This is a genomic window from Roseateles sp. (genome assembly GCF_047654785.1).
Taxonomy (GTDB): Bacteria; Pseudomonadota; Gammaproteobacteria; order Burkholderiales; family Burkholderiaceae_C; genus Pelomonas.
Map to the genome: position 1 here is coordinate 1411395 of NZ_JASGKQ010000003.1, position 20498 is coordinate 1431892.

The window sequence follows — 20498 nt, forward strand, 5'->3', positions numbered from 1 at the left end:
GCCTGCTGCTGCGCCGCGTCGGCGAGCAGCACGCCTTCGTGCTGACCGACGGCGCCCCGGGCGCCGCCCCCGTGCGCCTGCTGCGCTGGGGCCTGCTGCCCGAGGCGCGGCCGCTGCCCGGCGGCGAGGCCATCGCGCTGCTGGACCCGGCGGACTACCAGAATCCTCAAGGTCGACACCCCGCCGGTGCCGCAGGAAGAGCTCAAGGCCGCCGCCCGCTGGCAGGTCAAGGACCTGGTGGACGTGGACGTCGCCGAGCTGACGCTGGACGTGATGCACGTCGGCGGCGACGTGGCGCGGCCCAACACGGCCCATGCGCGCCAGCTGTTCGTCGTCGCCGCGCGCAACGCCGCCATCCAGGCGCTCACCCGCGACGCCGCGGCGCTGACCGAGCACCTGGGCACCCTCGACATCTGGGAGACCGCGCTGCGCAACCTGCTCGGCGCCAGCGCGCGCGCCGACGGCCTGGCCGCGCGCGCCTGCGCCGCCGTGCTGATTGACGCGCGGCACTGCCTGCTGGTCGTGTGCGCCGGCGACGAGCTTTTCTACGTGCGCCGCCTCGAGAACGACGCCCGGCTGCTGGCCCGCGCCCGCAGCGAGCACGCCGAGGCGGCCGCCACCGAGCTGCCGCTGGGCTTCGAGTACCAGCCCGGCGGCGCGTTCGGCGGCGGCACCGAGGAGTCGCCGCTGGTCGTCGAGCTGCAGCGCTCCATCGACGTGTGGGAGCGCAGCTGGCCCGAGCTGCCGCTGGCGCGGCTGTACATCGCCAGCGCCGCGCACGGCGCCGAACTGGCCGCGCTGATCCAGCGCGAGCTGGGCCAGCGCACCGTCGCGCTGGACCCGCTGGCCGCGTTCGCCCCCGACGCCCCGCCCCCCGAGGGCGACGCCGCGCAGGCGCTGGCCGCCTGCATCCCGCTGCTGGGCGCCGCCCTGCGCACCGAGACCCGACACCTCTGATGCCCCAGCAAATCAACCTGTTGACGCCGCTGCTGCTGGCCCCCCGGCAGCATTTCTCGGCCCGGACGCTGCTGCAGGCCGGCGCCGCGCTGCTGCTGGCCGGCCTGGTCGCCGCGCTGTGGCTGCAGCAGCGCGACCGCCGCGCCGAGGCCGACCACCAGGCGCTGCTGGCCCGCCACGCGGCCGAGCGCCAGGCGCTGCTGGCCGCCAGCGCCGCCCTGCCCGCGCCGCAGGACGTCGGCGCGCTGCAGCAGCAGCTGCTGGCGCTGCAGGCCGGCAACGCCGAGCGCCGTGCGCTGCTGCAGGCGCTCGGCGGTGACAGCGCCGGCCGGCGCCACTCCGACCTGCTGGCCCTGGTCGCCCGCAGCCTGCCCCAGGCGGCCTGGCTCAGCGAGCTGCGCCATGCGCCCGGCCGCGTGGAACTCGCGGGCGGCACGCTGGACACCGCCGTGCTGCGGCCCTGGCTGGCCCAGCTGGCCGCCCACCCGCTGCTGGCCGGCCAGCAGCTGTCGGCGTTGCACGTGGAACGCCTGGGCACGCCGGGCGCCGAGGCCGGCGCCCACCCGCTGCTGGACGGCGGCAGCCCGCTGGCGCAGGCGCGGCTGCCGGTCTGGGCCTGGCGCGTCGTCAGCGCGCCGGCCGGCGCGGCCAGCGCCGCCGCCCCGGGAGGCGCGCGATGACCGGCCTGGACCTCACCCCGCTGCGCAGCGCCTGGGCGCGCCAGGCCCGGCGCATCGACGCGCTCAGCCTGCGCGAGCGGGCCGTGCTGCTGCTGTGCGTCGCCGCCGTGCTGGCCGCGCTGTTCGACACGCTGCTGCTGTCGCCGCTGGCCGCCCGCGCCAGCCGGCGCGCCGCCGAGCAGGACCGGCAGGCGGCCGAGCTGGCGCAGCTGCGCGCGCAGTTCGTCGGCGCCAGCCAGGGCGCGGGTGGCGAGCCGGCCGGCGCGCAGCGCGCCGCCGTGCAGGCCGCGCAGGCCGAGCGCGTGCGGCTGGACGCCGAGCTGCGCCGCCTTGGCACGGCCGGCGGCGGCGAAGGCCTGTCCGCGCTGCTGCAGCGCCTGCTGGCCCGCCAGCCCGGCCTGGTGCTGGAGCGGCTGACGCTGCTGGACGACGACGAGCCGGCGGCGCCGCGCGTCCCCGGCGTCGGTTGGCAGGGCGTGGCGCTGCAGGTGCGGGGCCGCTACGCCGACCTGCAGCGCCACGTGCAGGCGCTGGAGCGCGAGCTGCCCGGCCTGCGTTGGGGCGAGCTGCGCCTGAGCGCGCCCGGCGGCGGCGAGCCGGCGCGGCTGCAGGCCGAACTTTTCGTGTTGAAGGTGCAGCCATGAGAACCCTTGCCCTGTTGTGCTGGGCCACGCTGCCGGCGCTGGCGCAGGACGCGCCGCGCGACCCCACCGCGCTGCCGCCCGCGCTGCGCGGCGCGCTGGCCGCGCCGGCCGCCGATGCGGCCAGCGCCCCGGCGGCGCCGGCCATCCGCCAGGTCGTGTTCAGCAACGGGCGCGGCTACGTCGTGCAGCGCGGCCGGCGCTACGGCGTCGGCGAGCGGCTCGACGGCGCCCGCATCGAACGCATCACCGAGCAGGCCGTGTGGCTGCGCGAGGCCGGCCAGGTCCGCCGCGAGCCGCTGTACGGCGGCGTCGAGAAGCGCCCGCCGCCCGCCGAGGCGCGCCGCACCGGCGCGAAGAAGAACTCCCAGGAGAAGCAGCCATGAAGGCCCCCATCCCCCACCTGCTGGCCACGCTGCTGGCCGCCGCCCTGGCCGGCTGTGCCGACAAGCCGCTGCAGCTCGCCCAGCCCAGCCAGGCGCTGCGCGAGGAGCTGCAGGCGCAGCGCGGCGCGGCCCCGGCGCGCGCCGCGGCCGACGCGGCGGCGGCAGCGGCCGCGTCGGCCCCGCTGCCGCCGCCCGCCCCGGCGCTGCCGCCGGAGCCGCGCTTCGACCTGATCGTCAACGGCGCCCCGGCGCGCGACGTGTTCCTGTCCCTGGTCAGCGACACGCGCTACAGCATGCTGGTGCATCCGGCGGTGTCGGGCGTGCTGTCAGTGACGCTCAAGGGCGTCACGCTGCGCGAGTCGCTGGACGCGATCCGCGACGTCTACGGCTTCGACTACGCCATCGACGGCCGCCGCATCACCGTCTTCCCGCCGACGCTGCAGACGCGCGTGTTCACACTGAACGCGCTGGCCCTGCAGCGCAGCGGCCGCAGCGAGGTGCGCGTCAGCTCCGGGGCCGCGCCGGTCGGCACCCAGAACGGCAGCGGCACGGCCGGCAGCGGCGGCAGCAACACCGTGCTGCAGCAGGAAAGCAGCCAGCTCAGCACCCGCAGCGCCGGCGACTTCTGGGCCGAGACCAGCGCGGCGCTGCGCTCGCTGGTCGGCGGCGGCGAGGGCCGCGCCGTCATCGCCAGCCCGCAGACCGGCACGGTCGCGGTGCGCGCGATGCCGGAGGAGCTGCGCCACGTCGAGGCCTGGCTGAAGGCCACGCGCGTGGCCGTCGAGCGGCAGGTGATGCTGGAGGCCAAGATCGTCGAGGTGGAGCTGCGCGAGGGCTACCAGAGCGGCATCGACTGGTCGCGCATCAGCGACCGCAGCGCCATCGGCCAGACCAGCGTGAACCCGTCCCTCCCCGGCGCCGTGGGCGCCGTCGTCAACCCGCTGGTCAGCAACGCGCTGGGCCTGCCGACGCTGTCCGGCGCCACGCAGCAACCGGCCTGGAGCGACCTGATCCCGCTGCCCTCGGCCGGCGGCGGCGCCTTCGGCCTGGCGCTGTCGCGCGGCGGCTTCCAGGCGCTGCTGAGCTTCATCGAGAGCCACGGCGACACGCAGATCCTGTCCAGCCCGCGCATCGCCACGCTGAACAACCAGAAGGCCGTGCTGAAGGTCGGCACCGACGACTACTTCATCACCGGCATCAGCGGCAGCAACAGCGGCACGAGCACCGGCAACAGCGGCTTCAACGGCACGACCAACCAGATCCCGACGCTGACGCTGACGCCCTTCTTCAGCGGCATCGCGCTGGACGTGACGCCGCAGATCGACGCGGCCGACATGATCACGCTGCACATCCACCCGTCGGTGTCCAACGTGACGGAGAAGGTCAAGCAGGTGAACCTGGGCGAGGTGGGCAACTTCCGGCTGCCGCTGGCCAGCGCCAGCATCAACGAGACCGACACCGTCGTGCGCATTCCCGACGGCCAGATCGTCGCCATCGGCGGCCTGATGCAGATGGAGGCCTCGCGCCGCGGCTCGGGCCTGCCCGGCGCGGACGCCAACCCCGTCACCTCGATGCTGCTGGGCAACCGCGCCAACGCCGGCCGCAAGCGCGAACTGGTGGTGCTGATCAAGCCCAGCATCATCCGCGGCGCGGAGGACTGGGAGCAGCACAACCGGCTGATCAGCGCGTCGCTGGCCGACACCGAGACCCGCTCGCGCCGCGTGATCCGGCTGGACGGTGCGGCGGCCGCCGCCAGCGGGCCGGCCGCGAACTGACGCCCGGCGGCCTCAGCCCTGGACGGCCAGCGGCCGCGCGCCGCGCGGCGTGACGCGGCCGACCACGGCCGCCGCGGCGAAGCCGTGCGCGGCGAAGACGGCCCGCACCGCGTCCACCGCGCCCGCGTCGCACGACACCAGCAGGCCGCCGCTGGTCTGCGGGTCGGTCAGCAGCGCCCGGTCCTCGGCGGCGAAGCCGGCCGGCAGCGCGATGTCGCCGCCGTAGCCCGCCCAGTTGCGGCCCGACGCGCCGGTGACGAAGCCGCGCTGCGCCAGCTCGCGCACGCCCGGCAGCAGCGGCACGGCGGGCCAGTCCAGCTCCACCGTGCAGCCGGCGCCGCGCGCCAGCTCCAGCGCATGGCCGGCCAGGCCGAAGCCGGTCACGTCCGTCAGCGCATGGACGCCCGGCAGCGCCGCCAGGTCCGGCCCCGGCGTGTTCAGCCGCGTCGTCGTGTCGATCATGCGGGCATAGCCCTCGGGGCCGAGCTGGTCCTTCTTCAGCGCCGCGCTCATCACGCCGACGCCCAGCGGCTTGCCCAGCACCAGCAGGTCGCCCGGCCGCGCATCGGCGTTGCGCCGGACGCGCCGCGGATGCACCAGGCCGAGGGCCACCAGGCCGTAGATGGCCTCCACGGAGTCGATGGTGTGCCCGCCCGCGATCGGGATGCCCGCCGCGCGGCAGGCCGCCGCGCCGCCCTCCAGCACGCGGCCGATGGTCTGCGTGGACAGCACGTTCACCGGCATGCCCACCAGCGCCAGCGCCAGCAGCGGCCGGCCGCCCATCGCGTAGACGTCGCTGATCGCGTTGGTCGCGGCGATGCGGCCGAAGTCGAACGGGTCGTCGACGATGGGCATGAAGAAGTCGGTCGTCGCGACCAGCGCCTGCTCGTCGTTGAGCTGGTAGACGGCGGCGTCGTCCGAGGTCTCGATGCCGACCAGCAGTTCCGGGGGGATGGGCATCGCGGCCGTGCCCTTCAGGATCTCGGACAGCACGCCCGGCGCGATCTTGCAGCCGCAGCCGCCGCCGTGCGACAGCGAGGTCAGGCGGGGTTCGGCGGCCGGTGGGGAGGCAGCAGTGGCAGGGTTCATGGTGGCGAGCATATCGGGCGCGGCCGGCGCCGTTAGCGCCTCCCGCCCACGACCCCCAGCGCCAGCGCGATCCCGGCCAGCACGATGGCCCCGCCGGCCAGCATCTGCGCGGTGACGGGTTCCCGCAGGAACAGCGCGCCCCACAGGATGGCGAACAGCGGGATCAGGAAGGTGACGGAGACGGTGTTCGTCGGCCCCACGCGGCTCATCAGGCGGAAGAACAGGATGTAGGCCAGCGCCGTGCACAGCAGCGCCAGGCCCAGCGCGCTGCCCCAGGCCAGCGCGCCGGGCGGCTGCGCCGGCCACAGCCAGGCGGCGGGCAGCGCCAGCAGCAGCGTGCTGGCCGCCTGGCTGCCGGCGGCCACCGTCAGCGGCGGCGCCGCCGACAGGAAGCGCTGCGTCGCATTGGCGGCCACGCCATAGCACAGCGTCGCCGAGGCGCAGGCGGCGATGGCCCAGAGCCCGGCGTGGCCCGAACGGCCCGCGCCGGGCTTGAAGCCGGCCTGGTCCCAGGCCAGGAAGGCCACGCCGGCAAAGCCGAGGGCCAGGCCCAGCACCCGCCACGGCGTCAGGCGCCGGCCCAGCCAGGCGAAGGCGACCAGGGCCGTCCACAGCGGCGTCGTCGCGTTGACGATGCTGGCCAGCCCGGCGCTGAGGGACAGCGCCGCGAACGAGAACAGCGCGAACGGCAGCGCGCTGTTCAGCGCGCCGACCAGCAGCAGGCCCCGCCAGTGCCGGCGCAGGCCGGCGAGCTGGCCGCGCGCGGCCAGCAGCGGCAGCAGCAGCGCGCTGGCCAGGCCCACGCGCGCGGCGGCGAGCGGGATCGCGCCGAACTCGTGGGCGCCCAACCGCATGAACAGGAAGGACGCGCCCCACAGCGCGGCGAGCAGCACCAGCTCGGCCAGGTCGGCCGGCCTCATGCGGCGCCCTGCTCCAGGCGCAGCAGCGCCTGCTTGCGCGCCAGCCCGCCGGCATAGCCGGTCAGCGCGCCGGACGCGCCGACGACGCGGTGGCAGGGGATCAGGATGGAGATGGGGTTGCGCCCCACCGCCGCGCCCAGCGCGCGGGCGGCCTGGGCGCGGCCCAGGCGTTCGGCCAGGCCGCCATAGCTGGCGCAGCGGCCGGGCGCGATCTGCAGCAGCGCCTGCCAGACCTGGCGCTGGAAGGCCGTGCCGGCCGGGTCCAGCGGCGGCAGCTCGACGGGCCGGCCGCCGAAGTAGGCGGCCAGCGCCGCGGCGGCGGCGGACAGCACCGGGTCCCGGCCGTCGTCCTGCGGCACGGCGAGCGGGCCGGGGTGGTGCTTCTGGCCGTCGAACCACAGGCCCGACAGGCCGGCCGCGCTGCGGGCGGCCGTCAGCGGGCCCAGCGGCGTGGCGATGCGGCGCTGCAGGATGTGGTGGCATTGCGGCAGGGTCATGCCTGTCTCCAGAGGTGCAGCGCGGCGTAGCTGCGGTAGGGGCGGTAGCGCTCGGCGGCCTGCAGGCAGGCCCGGGGCGAGAGCGGCGGGCCGCCGGCGCCGAGCGCCTTGCGCAGCACGACGTCGCCGGGCGGGAAGGCGTCGGGCCAGCTCCAGCCGCGCATCAGCATGTAGCTGGCGGTCCAGGGGCCGATGCCGGGGATGGCGGTGAGCTGCGCGGCGGCGGCCTCGGGCGGGCCCTCGCGGCGGGCGAAGGCCAGCGTCGGCCAGGCCCGCGCCAGCGCGACGAGGCCGTCCGCGCGGCGGCCGATGATGCCCAGCGACGCGATGTCGTCGCGCGTGGCGGCGGCGATGCGCCCGGGCGTGGGGAACAGGCGGCCGACGCCCGGGGGCGCGTCGGCCAGGGCCTCGCCGAAGCGCTCGGCGACGCGGCCCGCCAGCGTGCGCGCGGCGGCCACGGTGACCTGCTGGCCCAGCACGGCGCGCACGGCCAGCTCGAAGCGGTCCAGGCAGCCCGGCAGGCGCTGGCCGGGCACGGCGCCCGCGCCCAGCGCGGCGGCGATCGGCGCGGGGTCGGCGTCCAGGTCCAGCCAGCGGCGCAGCAGCGGCAGCAGCGAGCCGGCGGCCGGCCACAGCGCGGGCGACAGCGCCACGGCCACCTCGCCGGGCCGGCCGAAATCGACGCGCAGCCAGCCCGCGTGGCGCCGGCCCGCATGCGCCAGCGCCAGCGAGCGGGTGATGCCGCCCGCGTCCACCCGCTCGACGCCGGCCACCGCGCGCGGCGCCAGGAAGGCGAGCACGCCGGCCGCGTCATAGGGCTGGCGGCAGCCCAGCCGCAGGCACGGGCCCTGCCCCGGCGGCCCGCCCGCGCGGCGCAGCGCCGTGGGCGGCATCCGGTAGTGCGCGCTGAAGGCGGCGTTGAAGCGGCGCAGGCTGGCGAAGCCGGCGGCCTGCGCCACCTGCTGCACCGGCATCGGGCCGTCCGTCAGCAGCGCCTTGGCCAGCAGCAGCCGGCGCGTCTGCAGGTATTGCAGCGGCGACACGCCGTGCTCGGCCTGGAAGATGCGGCGCAGGTGGCGGCTGGTGATGCCCAGGTGCCGGGCCAGGCCCTCGACGCTGGCGCCGGCGTCGTCGCAGGCGTCCAGCCACGCGGCGGCCTGGCGGGCCAGCGTGCGCGAGGCGTCCGCCGTCGTCCACGGCAGCGGGCCGGGCGCCAGTTCGGGCCGGCACTTCAGGCAGGGGCGGAACGCGGCGGCCTCGGCCTGCGCGGCCGTCGGGAAGAAGCGGCAGTTCTCGCGCCGCGGCAGGCGCACGCGGCAGACCGGGCGGCAGTAGATGCCGGTGGACGTGACGCCGACGTAGAGCCGCCCGTCGAAGCGGGCGTCGCGCGCCTGGAGGGCGGCGTAGGCGGCGTCGGGCGGCAGGGTGTCGGGCGGCATGGGGCCAGTCTAGGCGGCGCGCCGGCCCGGGACTGGCCGTTTCCGGACATGCCCCTGCCCCGCGGGCGCCGGCCGGGCGCGTGCCTACAATCCGCCGCGATTTCCGAAACCCAGCTTTTTCAAGGGCATCCATGCAGGTCCACGCTTCCATCTTCAAGGCCTATGACATCCGCGGCGTCGTCGGCCAGACCCTGGACGAACAACTCGCCGAACACCTGGGCCGGGCTTTCGGCACCGAGGCGAAGGCACTGGGCGAAAAGGCCGTGGCCGTGGGCCGCGACGGCCGCCTGTCCGGCCCCGGCCTGGTCGCCGCGCTGATCCGCGGCATCGCCTCGACCGGGCTGGACGTCGTCGACATCGGCGCCGTGACGACGCCGATGCTCTATTACGTCGCCGCCACGCGCGGCAAGCACGGCTGCACCTCGGGCATCCAGGTCACCGGCAGCCACAACCCCAAGGACTACAACGGCTTCAAGATGGTGCTGCAGGGCGCCGCCGTCTACGGCGAGCAGATCCAGGGCCTGCGCCGCCGCATCGAGGCCGAGGACTACGCCAGCGGCCGCGGCCGGGTCGGCCGGATGGACATCGTGCCCGAGTACGCCGCCCGCATCGTGCGCGACTGCAAGCTGGCCCGGCCGATGAAGATCGTCGTCGACAGCGGCAACGGCATCCCGGGCGCCTCGGCCCCGGCCATCCTGCGCGCGCTGGGCTGCGAGGTCATCGACATCTTCTCCAGGGTGGACGGCGACTTCCCCAACCACCACCCCGATCCCTCGCGCCCCGAGAACCTGGAAGACCTCAAGCGCGTCGTCCACGCCTGCGACGCCGAGCTGGGCCTGGCCTTCGACGGCGACGGCGACCGGCTGGGCATCGTCACCAAGGACGGCGAGATGATCATGCCGGACCGCCAGATCATGCTGATCGCGGCCGACATCCTGAAACGCCAGCCCGGCGCCGAGATCATCTTCGACGTGAAGTGCACGCAGCGCCTGGCGCCGTGGATCCGCGAGCACGGCGGCAAGCCGCTGATGTGGATGACCGGCCACTCGCTGGCCAAGGCCAAGCTGAAGGAAACCGGCGCGCCGCTGGCCGGCGAGCTGTCGGGCCACATCTTCTTCAGCGAGCGCTGGTACGGCTTCGACGACGCGATGTACACGGCCGGCCGCATGCTCGAGATCCTGTCGCGCAGTGACGACCCGAGCGCCGTGCTGCAGGCCCTGCCCAACAGCTTCAACACGCCCGAGATCAACGTGCCCTGCGCCGAAGGCGAGCACCACGAGGTCGTCAGGAAGCTCAAGGAACTCGTCACGCCGGGCGACCTGCCGGGCGTGCAGGAGATCAACACCATCGACGGCATGCGCTTCGAGTACGCCGACGGCTTCGGCCTGATCCGCCCGTCCAACACCACGCCGGTGCTGGTGCTGCGCTTCGAGGGCCACACGCCCGAGGCGCTGGAGCGCATCCAGCATGACGTGCTGGCGCAGCTCAAGCGCGTGAAGCCGGACGCCAGGTTCGCCGCCGGGCACTGAGCGCGATGCGGGACGGCAGGCGGGTCGCGGCCGCGCCGATGAGCGACCACCTCGCCCGCCTCGCCTATGCAGCGGCGCTGCGCCTGCTGACGCCCTTCTACCTGCTGCGCCTGTGGCGGCGCGGCGCCCAGGAGCCGCTGTACCGGCAGGCGCTGGGCGAGCGGCTGGGTTTCTACAAGGGGCCTGCCGAACCCGGCCGGCTGTGGATACACGCCGTGTCGCTGGGCGAGACGCGGGCGGCCAGCGCGCTCATCGACGCGCTGCGGTCCCGCGATCCGTCGCTGCGCCTGCTGCTGACCCATTCCACCGCCACCGGCCGTGAGGCCGGCCAGGCGCTGCTGCGCGAGGGCGATGCCCAGGCCTGGCTGCCCTACGACACGCCCGGCGCCGTGCGCCGCTTCCTGCGCCAGTGGCGGCCGCGCCTGGGCGTGCTGATGGAGACCGAGGTCTGGCCGACGCTACAGCGCGAGGCCGAGCGGGCCGGCCTGCCCATGGTGCTGGCCAATGCCCGGCTGTCGGAAAAGAGCCTGCGCCAGGGCCTGCGGCTGGGCGCGCTGATGCGCCCGGCCGCGCGGCGCATGGCGCTGGCTCTCGCGCAGACCGAGGCCAACGCCCAGCGCCTGCGCACGATGGGCGCACCGCGCGTGCAGGTGGCCGGCAACCTGAAGTACGACGTCGCCGTGGACCCGGCGCTGATCGCGCGCGGCCGCGCCTGGGCGGCGGCGCTCGGCCGCCCGGTGCTGCTGCTGGCCGTCAGCCGCGAGGGCGAGGAGGCCGCGCTGCTGGCCGAATGGCGGAAGCAGCCGGCGCCCCGGCCGCTGCTGGCCATCGTGCCGCGCCACCCGCAGCGCTTCGACGAAGTGGCCGGACTGATCGCCGATGCCGGCTTCACGCTCGCCCGCCGCAGCGGCTGGGGCGACGCGCCGCCGCCCGACGCACTGCGCGCCGACGTGTGGCTGGGCGACTCCATGCGCGAGATGCCGCTGTACTACGGGCTGGCCGGCGTCGCGCTGCTGGGCGGCAGCTTCGAGCCGCTGGGCGGGCAGAACCTGATCGAGGCGGCGGCCTGCGGCTGCCCGGTGCTGGCGGGGCCGCACACCTTCAATTTCGCCGAGGCGACCGAGCTGGCTGTGCGCGCTGGTGCCGCCGAGCGCTGCACGAGCCTGCACACGGCCCTGGATCGCGGCCTCGAGCTGTGCGCCGATGCCGACGCCAGCCGCGGGATGGGCCGCGCCGCCCTTGCCTTCGCCGCAGCTCATCGGGGCGCAGCACAGCGGATGGCCGCGGCGCTGCTGGCGTCGATGCGGAATTGACCCTCAGCCAGGGCCGTGCTCATCCGGCAGCGGCCACTGCCGGGACGCATGCAGCACACGCAGCACGCGCACGTGCCCGCCGACCACGTCGTAGACGAGGATGTAGTTCTGGTGCGCGACCAGTTCGCGCGTGCCGGCCACGCGGCCCGGGCGGCCGAGGCCGGGCTGGGCGGCCAGGCGGCCGGCCTTCTCTTCAAGCAATTCGTCGAGGGCCAGTGCCGCGCGCGGGTTGTCGGCCTCGATGTAGTCGTAGATGGCTTCGCGGTCCTGGATGGCTTCAGGCGTCCAGCGCAGTTCCATCATTCGGACGCTTCAAGGGCGCCGCGCGTAGACGCCCGGCGTGCCGCGAACCTGGCCTCGACGTCGGCAGCAGGCACCAACCGGCCAGCATTCGCAGAGTCCAGGCCGTCCTGCACCTGGCGGCGGAACCAGGCGTCATGCCCGGCCATGTCCTGCTGCTGTACGAACTCGCGCATGAAGTCGCGCAGCAATTGGGCGCCGGTGCGGTCGCAGGCCTTGGCGGCCGTGGCGAACTCGCTCTTCAGGCTTTCATCGACACGGAAGGTGAAGGTGGCTTCGCTCATGGCATCGCCCTGATGTGTTACGCAGGAAGTGCAGCGTAGCACATCAGTTGCCGCTGCCGCCCCATCCCCCGCCCAGCGCCTTCACCAACTGCGCCGTGGCCGCCCACTGCGCGCCGCGCAGCTGCGCCAGCGCGCGCTCCGCCGCCAGTGGCGTGCGCTCGGCCTCGGTCACGTCGAGGTAGCCGACGGCGCCCTGCTCGTAGCGGCTGCGGGCCACCGCCAGCGCCTGGCCGGCGGACGCCAGCGTGCGGCGCTGCGCGTCCACGACGGCCGCGCGGCCCTGCAGTTCGGCGAGCGCGTCGTCCACCTCGCGCAGCGCCTGCAGCATGCGGCCGCGGAAGGCGGCCAGCGATTCATCGACCTGGGCCCGGGCGCCGGCCAGGTTGGCGCGGTTGCGGCCGCCCTCGAACAGCGGCAGCGAGATGCCGGGGCCGAAGTTGTACAGCCGCGCCGGCGCGGAGACGAGGTCGCTCAGGTCCTTGCTCTGGTAGCCGAAGCTGCCGGTCAGCCGGATCGCGGGGTAGAAGGCCGCCTCGGCGATGCCGACCTGCGCCGTCGCGGCATGCAGCTGGGCCAGGCTCTGGGCCAGGTCCGGGCGGCGCTGCAGCAGCTCGGACGGCAGGCCGGCGCGGACCGGCGGCGGCGCGGCCAGCGGGCTGGCCTGCAGCCGCAGCTCGGCCGCGCCCTGGCCGGTCAGCGCGGCGAGCTGGTTCAGCGCCAGGGCCTGGCGGCGCGGCAGGTCGGCCAGGTCGGCGTCGGCCGCGGCCAGTTCGGCGCGCACGCGCTCCAGGTCCTGCAGCGTGGAGGCGCCGGCGTCGAAGCGGGTCTGCGCGACCCGGAAGGCCTTGGCGCGGCTGTCGTGCACGCGCTGCAGCGCCGCGGCCTCGTCGGCCAGCGCGCGCCACTGCCAGTAGGCGGCGGCGACGTCGGCCGTCAGCGCGACGCGGGCGGCGGCGGCGTCCAGCGTGGCGGCGTCGAGCTGGGCCTGCGCGACTTCGGCCTGGCGCTTCACGCGGCCCCAGAGGTCGATTTCCCAGCCGAGGTTGGCCTGCACGGCGGTCTGCCAGCCCTCGAAGCTGACGGCCTGGCCACCCAGCACCGGCGTCGTGACGGCGCGGGCCGAGGTACGCAGGCCGGTCTCGCTGGCGCCCACGTCCAGGCGCGGCAGCCCGTCGGCCCGGGTCGCGCCCAGCACCGCGCGGGCGCGCTCGATGCGGGCGGCGGCGGCGGCCAGCGTCGGCGCGGCCTGCAGCGCGCGGGCCTGCAGCGCGTCCAGCTGCGCGTCGCCGAACATCCGCCACCAGTCGCGCTGCAGCTCGGCGCCGGCCGTGGCGGCCGGGCTGGCATAGGCGGCCGGGGCCCGGGGCGCCGGGGCCTGGTAGTCGGGGCCCAGCGTCGTGCAGCCGGCCAGCGCGGCCGCCACCAGCAGCGACAGCGGCAGCGACGGCGAAATCTGTGCATTCATCTCAATCTCCCTGCGGGCGGGCAGGCCCTCTGGACGGGTTTTCAATGCGCGGCCTCGCCCGAGGCGGTGCCGCCCAGCACCTTCTTGCTGAGCCAGACGGCGGCGATGCAGCTGACCAGCGCGATGCCGAGGACGAGGAAGGCGTCGTTGTAGGCCATGACGAAGCTCTCGCGGCGCACGATGCCGTCCAGCGCCTTCAGCGCCATGTCCTGCGCGGCGGCGGCGTCGGCGCCCTTCGCGGCGAAGTTCTGCGCCAGCGCCTCCAGCCGCGCCTGCGTGGCCGGTTCGTACAGGCTGACCGCCTCGCCGAGGCGGGCGCTGTGCAGGTGCTCGCGGTTGGTCAGCAGCGTCGCCAGCAGCGCGATGCCCACGGAGCCGCCGAGGTTGCGCATCATGTTGAACATGCCCGACGCGCTGGGCAGCAGCCGGGGCGGGATGCCGTTGATGGCGAAGTTGGTCAGCGTGATCATGATCAGCGGCTGGCCCAGCGCGCGCACGACCTGCGCGGCGATCAGCTCGGGGCCGGCGGTGTCGGCGCTCATGTGCGTGTTCATGAAGCAGGACAGCGCGAACAGCGCCAGCCCCGCGCTCATCATCACGCGGTTGTCGAGCTGGGTGGAGAGCTTGGCCGCGAACGGCATGATGAACAGCTGCGGCAGCCCCATCCACATGATGACCAGGCCGATCTGCATCGGCGTGTACTGCGCGATCTGGCCCAGGTACAACGGCAGGATGAAGGCCGAGCCGTACAGCCCCATGCCGGTGACGAAGGCGATGGCGGCGGCGATCAGGAAGCTCGGGCGGCCGAGGATGTGCAGGTCGATGAAGGTGTTGCTGCGCGTCAGGCCGCGCCAGGCCCAGCCGTAGAGGCCGGCCACGGCCAGCACCGCGGCGGCGATGATGAAGGGGCTCTGGAACCAGTCCTTGGCGTTGCCCTCCTCCAGCATCGCGGTCAGCGAGCCCAGGCCGATGGCCATGCAGGCGATGCCCAGCCAGTCCACGTCGCGCAGCAGCTTCAGGTTCATGGGCTCCTTGTCCAGCCCGTAGCCCACGCCCAGGATCAGCAGCACGCCGGGCACCCAGTTGAGGTAGAAGATGCTGGGCCAGCCGTACAGCTCGGTCAGCCAGCCGCCCACCGTCGGGCCCAGCGTGGGCGCGAGCGTGGCGGTCATGCCGAACAGCGCCAGGCCGATCGGCCGCTTGTTCAGCGGCAGCTTGCGCGTGACCAGCGTCATCGCCATCGGGATCATCACGCCGCCGGTGAAGCCCTGGGCGGCGCGGAAGGCGATCATGCTCTCCAGGCTCCAGGCCATGCCGCACAGCGTACTGAACAGCAGGAACAGCACGACGTTGACGATCAGGTAGCGGCGCGTCGAGAACACCAGCGCCAGGAAGCCCGCCAGCGGGATGACGACGATCTCGGCCACCAGGTAGGCGCTGGAGATCCACGAGCCCTCCTCCTGCGTGGCTGACAGCGCGCCGAGGATGTCGCGCAGCGAGGAGTTGGTGATGGCGATGTCCAGCACCGCCATGAAGGCGCCCAGCAGGCTGGCCAGCACGGCCACCCAGGTGCGGCCGCTGACCTTCTCGCCGGTGGGCGGCGGCAGGTTGTCGTTGCCCATGGCCGCTCAGCCTAAATCCGGCAGTTGGGCATGCCCGAGGGGCTGGCGAGGCGGGCCGCTGGCAAGGCGCGCCGACGAAGTGGGCTGATGCCCACGAGGAGAAGCAACGCCGCCAGCGGCCCGCAGCGCCAGACCAGCGGGCATGCAGCGCTGCTCACCGGCGTGGTGATCTCCGCATGTGCGACAAGGTGTTGAAACATCAGCACTTTCGATGAATGGCAAGCGGTCAGCTGCCGGATTTGGGCTCAGTCGGCCAGCTCGACTTCCACCTGCACCGACAGCCCCGGCACGATGCGCGCCGCGGCCTCGCCCAGCGCCTTCAGGCTCTCGGGCTCGAACACCAGCTTCACCGGCACGCGCTGCACGATCTTCGTGAAGTTGCCGGTCGCGTTGTCCGGCGGCAGCAGCGCGAAGCTGGCGCCCGAGGCGGGCGCGAAGCTGTCCACCCGGGCGCGCAGTTCGCGGCCGGGGAAGGCGTCCACCTTCACCTGCGCCGGCTGGCCCGGCTTCATCCGCGCGAGCTGGGTTTCCTTGAAGTTGGCGACGATCCAGGTCTCCGGCTCGACGATGGCGGCCAGCTGCTGGCCCGGCTGCACGCGCTGGCCCACTTCCACGGTGCGCCGGCCGATGCGGCCGTCGCTGGCCGCGCGCAGCTCCGCGTAGCCGACCTGGTTCTGCGCGTCCTTCAGCTGCGCCAGCGTGGCGCCCTTTTGCGCGTCGGCGGAGCGGCGCGCGCTTTCCGCCGCGGCGACGGCCTGCGTCGCGGCGGCCGCGCCGGCCTTGCGGGCGGCCAAGTCGGCCCGGGCCACGTCGCGGGCGGCCAGCGCGGCGTCCAGCTCCTGCCGGCTGGTGGCGCGCAGCTCGGCGCCGAACAGCGCCTGGCTGCGCCGGGCGTCCAGCTCCGTGCGGGCCAGCACCGCCTCGGCCTGCGCCACCTGCGAGCCGGCCGCGGCGGCCTGCGCGCGGGCCTGGGCGATCTGCGCGGCGCTGGTGGCCAGGGCCGCGTCCGCCTGCGCGATCTGCGCCTTCAGCCGCTCCACCTGCACGGCGGCATCGGCCGGGTCCAGGCGCAGCAGCAGGTCGCCGGCCTTGACGGCCGCGTTGTCCCGCATGTGCATCTCGGTGACGACGCCGGCCACGCGCGTGGCGACCGGGTGGATGCGGCCGGCGACGAAGGCGTTGTCCGTCTCGACGACATGCTGGCTGCGCCACCACATGCGCCCGCCCAGCCCCAGGCCGCCGATCAGCAGCGCGGCGCCGATGACCAACAGCGGCACCGGCGGGCCGCTCCTGGCGGGCTGGGGCGCCGTGGCGGCCGGGTCTTGCGGTGCGTTCATGGCGGGGATCCTCGTTGCCGTTGCTGCGGGAAGGCGGCTGCCGGCGCATTGACATGGAGCGCGGGACTGTAGAGAGTTCCGTTTTTGGCGAATAGCCGGAAAATTCAAACAGACCGTTCCGGGAACGAAACGAAATCACGCCCGATGAAGATCGACCACCTCCTGCTGCTGGCCCAGGTCCACAAGGCCGGCTCGCTGTCCGCGGCCGCGCGCCAGCTCGGCTGCCCCAAGGCCACGCTGAGCCGGCGCCTGGCGGCGCTGGAGACCTCGGTGGGCGCGCGGCTGTTCGTGCCCGGCGCCAGCCGCATGACGCTGACCGAACTCGGCCAGCAGCTGGCCGAGCGCGCCGCGCGGCATGACGACGACATCGCCGAGACCCGCCAGTGGCTGGCCTCCCGCGACGCCACGCCGCAGGGCCGGCTGCGCGTCGCGGTGCCGGCGGAGTTCGCGACGCTGCTGCTGGCCGACAGCTTCGCCCGCTTCGTGCGCCGCTACCCGCGCGTGACGCTGGAGGTGGACACCACGCCGCGCCGCGTGGACCTGTTCAACGAGCCCTACGACGTGGCGGTGCGCATGGGCGCCATCGACGAGCCCGAGCTGGTGGCGCGCCGCTTCATGGTGCTGGAGCGCGGCCTGTTCGCCAGCCCCGCCTACCTGCGGTCGCGCCCGGCCCCGCGGGCGCCGGCCGACCTGGCGGGCCACGACTTCGTGCTGCTCAGCCAGGCCCGCGGCCTGCCCCGCACGCTGCAGAACGGCCGGCAGACCGCCGAGGTGGAGGCGCGCGGGCCGCTGGAGGCCAACGCCATCGGACTGGTGCTGGCGCTGGCCCGGGCCGGCGGCGGCATCGGCAGCTTCCCGGTCGGCATGGTGGCGCCCGACGTCGCCGCCGGCACGCTGGTGCCGGTGCTGCCCGACTGGCGCCACGAGCCGCTGCCCGTGCACCTGCTGACGGCCAGCCGCCGGCTGATGCCGGCCAAGACGCGGGCCTTCATCGACCACCTGTTCGAGACCCAGCCCGACTGGGCCCGGGAGGCGCCGCTCGGTCTGCCCGCCCCCGCGTTCGAGGGGTAGGACTTGTCCGCTGCCCCGGCGCGGGCCGGCGCGTTAGCTTGCAGGCCCACTCGAACGAGACAACGAGGCAAGACGATGAAGAACTTCCTGCGCCGCTGCGTCGGCACCCTGGTCCTCGGCGCCGCCACCGCCGGCAGCCTGCCCGCGCTGGCCTACTCCAGCCTCACGGTGTTCGGCGACAGCCTGTCCGACACCGGCAACATCCTGCTGGCCACCGGCGGCACGACGCCCGCGGCGCCCTACGCCAGCGGCCGCTTCTCCGACGGGCCGATCTGGATCGACGTGCTGGCCGAGGGCCTGACCCTGCCGGCCGGCGCCGTGCCCTCGCTGATCGGCGGCAGCAACTACGCCTTCGGCGGCGCGCGCACCGGCACCGGCTCCAACCCGCCCGGGCTGCTCGCGCAAGCCGGCGGGCTGTGGGCGCCGTCGCATGCGGCGGCCGACCCGGACGGGCTGTACGTCGTCGTCGGCGGCGGCAACGACCTGCGCGACGCCCGCGGCGCCGCCAGCACGCCCGAGTCGCGCCAGGCGGCCGCGCAGGCCGCGGCCGGCAACATCGCCAGCGTGGTCGGCCTGCTGGCCAGCCGCGGCGCGCAGCATGTGCTGATCTCCAACGTGCCGGACCTCGGCAACACGCCGGAGGCCGCCGCGCTGGGCCTGACCGCCGAATCCAGCGACGTGACGCAGCGCTACAACCTGCTGGTCGCCGGCCTGGTGCCGCTGCTGCAGGCCCAGTTCAGCGGGCTGACGGTCAGCTTCCTCGACATGGCCGGCCTGGCCGCCGACATCCGCCACGACGCGCTGGCCAACGGCGGCGCGCTGTACGGCATCACCAATGTGTCGACGCCCTGCGGCGACTTCCCCGGCTCGGTCGGCATCTCGTGCAGCGTCTCGTCCTTCTCCGACGCGCTGCACCCCTCGGCCGCCACCCATGCGCTGATCGGCCAGGCCGCGCTGGCGGCCGTGGCCGCGGTGCCCGAGCCCGGCACCTGGCTGCTGATGGCGCTGGGCCTCGGCGCGCTGTCGCTCAGGCGCCGCGCCGCGCTGGCGCGCTAACCCGCGGCGGCGGCATCGCCGCCCGCCAGCAAGGCGCGCAGCCCGGCCTCGTCCAGCACCGGCACGCCCAGCGTGCGCGCCTTCTCCAGCTTGCTGCCGGCCTCCTCGCCGGCGATGACGTAGCTGGTCTTCTTCGACACCGAGCCGCTGACCTTGCCGCCCGCGTCCTCGATCAGCGCCTGGGCCTGGTCGCGGGACAGCGTCGGCAGCGTGCCGGTCAGCACCAGCGTGCGGCCCAGCAGCGGACGCGGGCGGTCGTCGCCCTCGCCCGCGCTCTCCTGCGGCTGCACGCCGGCCGCCAGCAGCTGCTCGACGACCTCGCGGTTGTGCGGCTGCGCGAAGAAGGTGTGCACGCTGGCCGCGACGATCGGCCCCACGTCCGCCACCTCCAGCAGCTGCTCGACGCTGGCGTTCATCAACCGCTCCAGCGTGCCGAAATGGCGGGCCAGGTCCTTGGCCGTCGTCTCTCCGACCTGGCGGATGCCGAGCGCGAACAGGAAGCGCGCCAGCGTCGGCGCCTTGCTGCGCTCCAGCGCGGCGACCAGGTTCTGCGCGCTCTTGTCGGCCATGCGGTCCAGCGCCGCGAGCCGCGCGACGCCCAGCTTGTAGAGGCCGGGCAGGCTGGTCACGATGCCGGCGTCCACCAGCTGCTCGACCAGCTTGTCGCCCAGGCCCTCGACGTCCATCGCGCGCCGGCCGGCGAAGTGCAGCAGCGCCTGCTTGCGCTGCGCCGGGCAGAACAGGCCGCCGGTGCAGCGGTACTCGATGCCGCCCTTCTCGCGCAGCGCGGCGCTGGCGCAGATCGGGCAGGCGCGCGGCATGTGGAAGTTGGGCACGTAAGGGTCGCGTGCGATCGGGTGCAGTTGATCTGGTGTTTCTGCATTGGCCCAAAACCCTTTGTGGAGCCGCGATACCACTTCAGGAATTACGTCACCTGCTCGCCGGATGATCACTCGATCACCAACACGTACATCCTTGCGGCGCATCTCGAACACGTTGTGCAGCGTCGCGTTGCTGACCGTCGTGCCGCCGACGAACACCGGCTCCAGCCGCGCCACCGGCGTCAGCTTGCCGGTGCGGCCGACCTGCACGTCGATGGCCAGCAGCGTCGTCACCTGCTCCTGCGCCGGGTATTTGTGCGCGACGGCCCAGCGCGGCTCGCGGGTCTTGAAGCCGAGCTTCTGCTGCAGCTCGCGCGAGTTGACCTTGTAGACCACGCCGTCGATGTCGAAGGGCAGCGCATCGCGCCGGGCCGCCATCGCGCGGTGGAATTCGACCAGGCCGGCCGGCCCCTGGACGACCGCGCGGTCCGCGCAGACCGGCAGGCCGAGCGCGGCCAGCGCGTCCAGCAGGCCGCCATGGGTCGCGGGCGCCTCCCACCCCTGCGTCTCGCCGAGGCCGTAGGCGTAGAAGCACAGCGGCCGCTGGCGCACCAGCGCCGGGTCGAGCTGGCGGATCGCGCCGGCCGCCGTGTTGCGCGGGTTCACGAAAGTCTTCTCGCCGCGCTCGCGCTGGCGCTCGTTGAGGCGCTCGAAATCGTCGCGGCGCATGTAGACCTCGCCGCGCACCTCCAGCACCGGCGGGGCCTCGCCCTTCAGCCGCAGCGGCACCTGGCCGATGGTGCGCACGTTCTGCGTCACGTCCTCGCCGGTCTCGCCGTCGCCGCGCGTGGCGGCCTGCACCAGCACGCCGTGCTCGTAGCGCAGGCTCATCGCCAGGCCGTCGAACTTCAGCTCGGCGGCGTATTCCACCGGCGGGTCGGTGTCGGCCAGCGCCAGCTCGCGGCGCACGCGCGCATCGAAGGCGATCGCGCCGCCCTCGGTCGTGTCCGTCTCGGTCGTGATCGACAACATCGGCACGACGTGGCGCACCGGCGCCAGGCCGTCCAGCACGGCGCCGATGACGCGCTGGGTCGGCGAGTCCGGCGTCAGCAGCCCGGGGTCGGCGGCCTCCAGCGCCTGCAGCTCGGCGAACAGCCGGTCGTACTCGGCGTCCGGCAGCTCGGGCGCATCGAGCACGTAGTAGAGATGGGCGTGGTGGTTCAGCGCGGCGCGCAGTTCGGCGGCGCGCCGCGGGGCGTCGGTGGCGGGAGCGGCGGTCATGCGCGGGATTGTCGCGGGCACGGATCGCGGCGCCC

Annotated in this window: 19 protein-coding genes; 9 read left to right on the forward strand and 10 right to left on the reverse strand. The window is 74.6% G+C overall.

What is annotated here, in order from left to right:
- The first annotated feature begins 186 nt into the window (after positions 1–186).
- The 5 genes from QM788_RS15420 to QM788_RS15440 are packed head-to-tail and all read left to right on the forward strand — an operon-like array spanning position 187 to position 4439.
- Positions 187–957 (forward strand): hypothetical protein, encoded by a 771-nt coding sequence (locus tag QM788_RS15420; protein WP_415662346.1) that lies wholly within the window; start codon positions 187–189, stop codon positions 955–957.
- The gene (locus QM788_RS15425) at positions 957–1637 is read left to right on the forward strand and encodes a hypothetical protein (protein ID WP_415662347.1); all 681 of its coding nucleotides are present in this window, start codon (positions 957–959) and stop codon (positions 1635–1637) included. The genes QM788_RS15420 and QM788_RS15425 overlap by 1 nt, the downstream gene beginning before the upstream one ends.
- Complete coding sequence (locus tag QM788_RS15430) at positions 1634–2281, forward strand: hypothetical protein (RefSeq protein ID WP_415662348.1); 648 nt, start codon at positions 1634–1636, stop codon at positions 2279–2281. Before QM788_RS15425 ends, QM788_RS15430 begins: the two co-directional genes overlap by 4 nt.
- Positions 2278–2664 (forward strand): hypothetical protein, encoded by a 387-nt coding sequence (locus QM788_RS15435; RefSeq protein WP_415662349.1) that lies wholly within the window; start codon positions 2278–2280, stop codon positions 2662–2664. The genes QM788_RS15430 and QM788_RS15435 overlap by 4 nt, the downstream gene beginning before the upstream one ends.
- The gene (locus QM788_RS15440) at positions 2661–4439 is read left to right on the forward strand and encodes a secretin N-terminal domain-containing protein (protein WP_415662350.1); all 1779 of its coding nucleotides are present in this window, start codon (positions 2661–2663) and stop codon (positions 4437–4439) included. Before QM788_RS15435 ends, QM788_RS15440 begins: the two co-directional genes overlap by 4 nt.
- 12 nt (positions 4440–4451) lie before the next feature.
- On the opposite strand, the gene selD is transcribed toward QM788_RS15440, so the two are convergent.
- From selD to QM788_RS15460, 4 genes are read right to left on the reverse strand one after another with little or no spacing between them, the layout of a single operon-like run.
- On the reverse strand, positions 4452–5528 hold the full coding sequence (gene selD, locus QM788_RS15445) for a selenide, water dikinase SelD (protein WP_415662351.1): 1077 nt from the start codon (positions 5526–5528) through the stop codon (positions 4452–4454).
- Positions 5529–5560: 32 nt separating this feature from the next.
- Positions 5561–6448: a DMT family transporter gene (locus tag QM788_RS15450; RefSeq protein ID WP_415662352.1), complete on the reverse strand. Its 888-nt coding sequence runs from the start codon at positions 6446–6448 to the stop codon at positions 5561–5563.
- Positions 6445–6945, reverse strand: a complete 501-nt coding sequence (locus QM788_RS15455) for a methylated-DNA--[protein]-cysteine S-methyltransferase (protein ID WP_415662353.1) — start codon at positions 6943–6945, stop codon at positions 6445–6447. Before QM788_RS15455 ends, QM788_RS15450 begins: the two co-directional genes overlap by 4 nt.
- On the reverse strand, positions 6942–8384 hold the full coding sequence (locus tag QM788_RS15460; RefSeq protein ID WP_415662354.1) for an Ada metal-binding domain-containing protein: 1443 nt from the start codon (positions 8382–8384) through the stop codon (positions 6942–6944). Before QM788_RS15460 ends, QM788_RS15455 begins: the two co-directional genes overlap by 4 nt.
- 131 nt (positions 8385–8515) lie before the next feature.
- Here QM788_RS15460 and QM788_RS15465 point away from each other — a divergent pair, with 131 nt between their 5' ends.
- Positions 8516–9913, forward strand: a complete 1398-nt coding sequence (locus QM788_RS15465; RefSeq protein ID WP_415662355.1) for a phosphomannomutase/phosphoglucomutase — start codon at positions 8516–8518, stop codon at positions 9911–9913.
- 38 nt (positions 9914–9951) lie between these two features.
- Positions 9952–11226 (forward strand): 3-deoxy-D-manno-octulosonic acid transferase, encoded by a 1275-nt coding sequence (locus QM788_RS15470; protein WP_415662356.1) that lies wholly within the window; start codon positions 9952–9954, stop codon positions 11224–11226.
- A gap of 3 nt (positions 11227–11229) precedes the next feature.
- Here the strand turns inward: QM788_RS15470 and QM788_RS15475 are convergent, their stop codons facing one another.
- The 5 genes from QM788_RS15475 to QM788_RS15495 form a co-directional block, all read right to left on the reverse strand.
- Entirely contained in the window at positions 11230–11526 is a 297-nt protein-coding gene (locus QM788_RS15475; protein ID WP_415662995.1) for a type II toxin-antitoxin system RelE/ParE family toxin, read from the reverse strand.
- Positions 11526–11810 carry a CopG family ribbon-helix-helix protein gene (locus QM788_RS15480; protein ID WP_415662357.1) on the reverse strand — a complete coding sequence of 95 codons (285 nt, stop codon included), beginning with the start codon at positions 11808–11810 and terminating at the stop codon, positions 11526–11528. Before QM788_RS15480 ends, QM788_RS15475 begins: the two co-directional genes overlap by 1 nt.
- A gap of 43 nt (positions 11811–11853) precedes the next feature.
- The gene (locus QM788_RS15485; protein ID WP_415662358.1) at positions 11854–13275 is read right to left on the reverse strand and encodes an efflux transporter outer membrane subunit; all 1422 of its coding nucleotides are present in this window, start codon (positions 13273–13275) and stop codon (positions 11854–11856) included.
- A gap of 41 nt (positions 13276–13316) precedes the next feature.
- On the reverse strand, positions 13317–14897 hold the full coding sequence (locus tag QM788_RS15490) for an MDR family MFS transporter (protein WP_415662359.1): 1581 nt from the start codon (positions 14895–14897) through the stop codon (positions 13317–13319).
- A gap of 245 nt (positions 14898–15142) precedes the next feature.
- Positions 15143–16234, reverse strand: coding sequence for an HlyD family secretion protein (locus QM788_RS15495; protein WP_415662360.1), 1092 nt, complete (start codon positions 16232–16234; stop codon positions 15143–15145).
- Between the two features lie 144 nt (positions 16235–16378).
- On the opposite strand from QM788_RS15495, the gene QM788_RS15500 reads away from it, so the two are divergent.
- Together QM788_RS15500 and QM788_RS15505 are read left to right on the forward strand one after the other, a co-directional pair.
- Positions 16379–17305, forward strand: coding sequence for a LysR family transcriptional regulator (locus QM788_RS15500; protein ID WP_415662361.1), 927 nt, complete (start codon positions 16379–16381; stop codon positions 17303–17305).
- A gap of 75 nt (positions 17306–17380) precedes the next feature.
- Entirely contained in the window at positions 17381–18361 is a 981-nt protein-coding gene (locus QM788_RS15505) for an SGNH/GDSL hydrolase family protein (RefSeq protein ID WP_415662362.1), read from the forward strand.
- Here QM788_RS15505 and ligA read toward each other — a convergent pair.
- The gene (ligA, locus tag QM788_RS15510; RefSeq protein ID WP_415662363.1) at positions 18358–20463 is read right to left on the reverse strand and encodes an NAD-dependent DNA ligase LigA; all 2106 of its coding nucleotides are present in this window, start codon (positions 20461–20463) and stop codon (positions 18358–18360) included. The genes QM788_RS15505 and ligA overlap by 4 nt on opposite strands.
- Positions 20464–20498 lie beyond the last annotated feature (35 nt).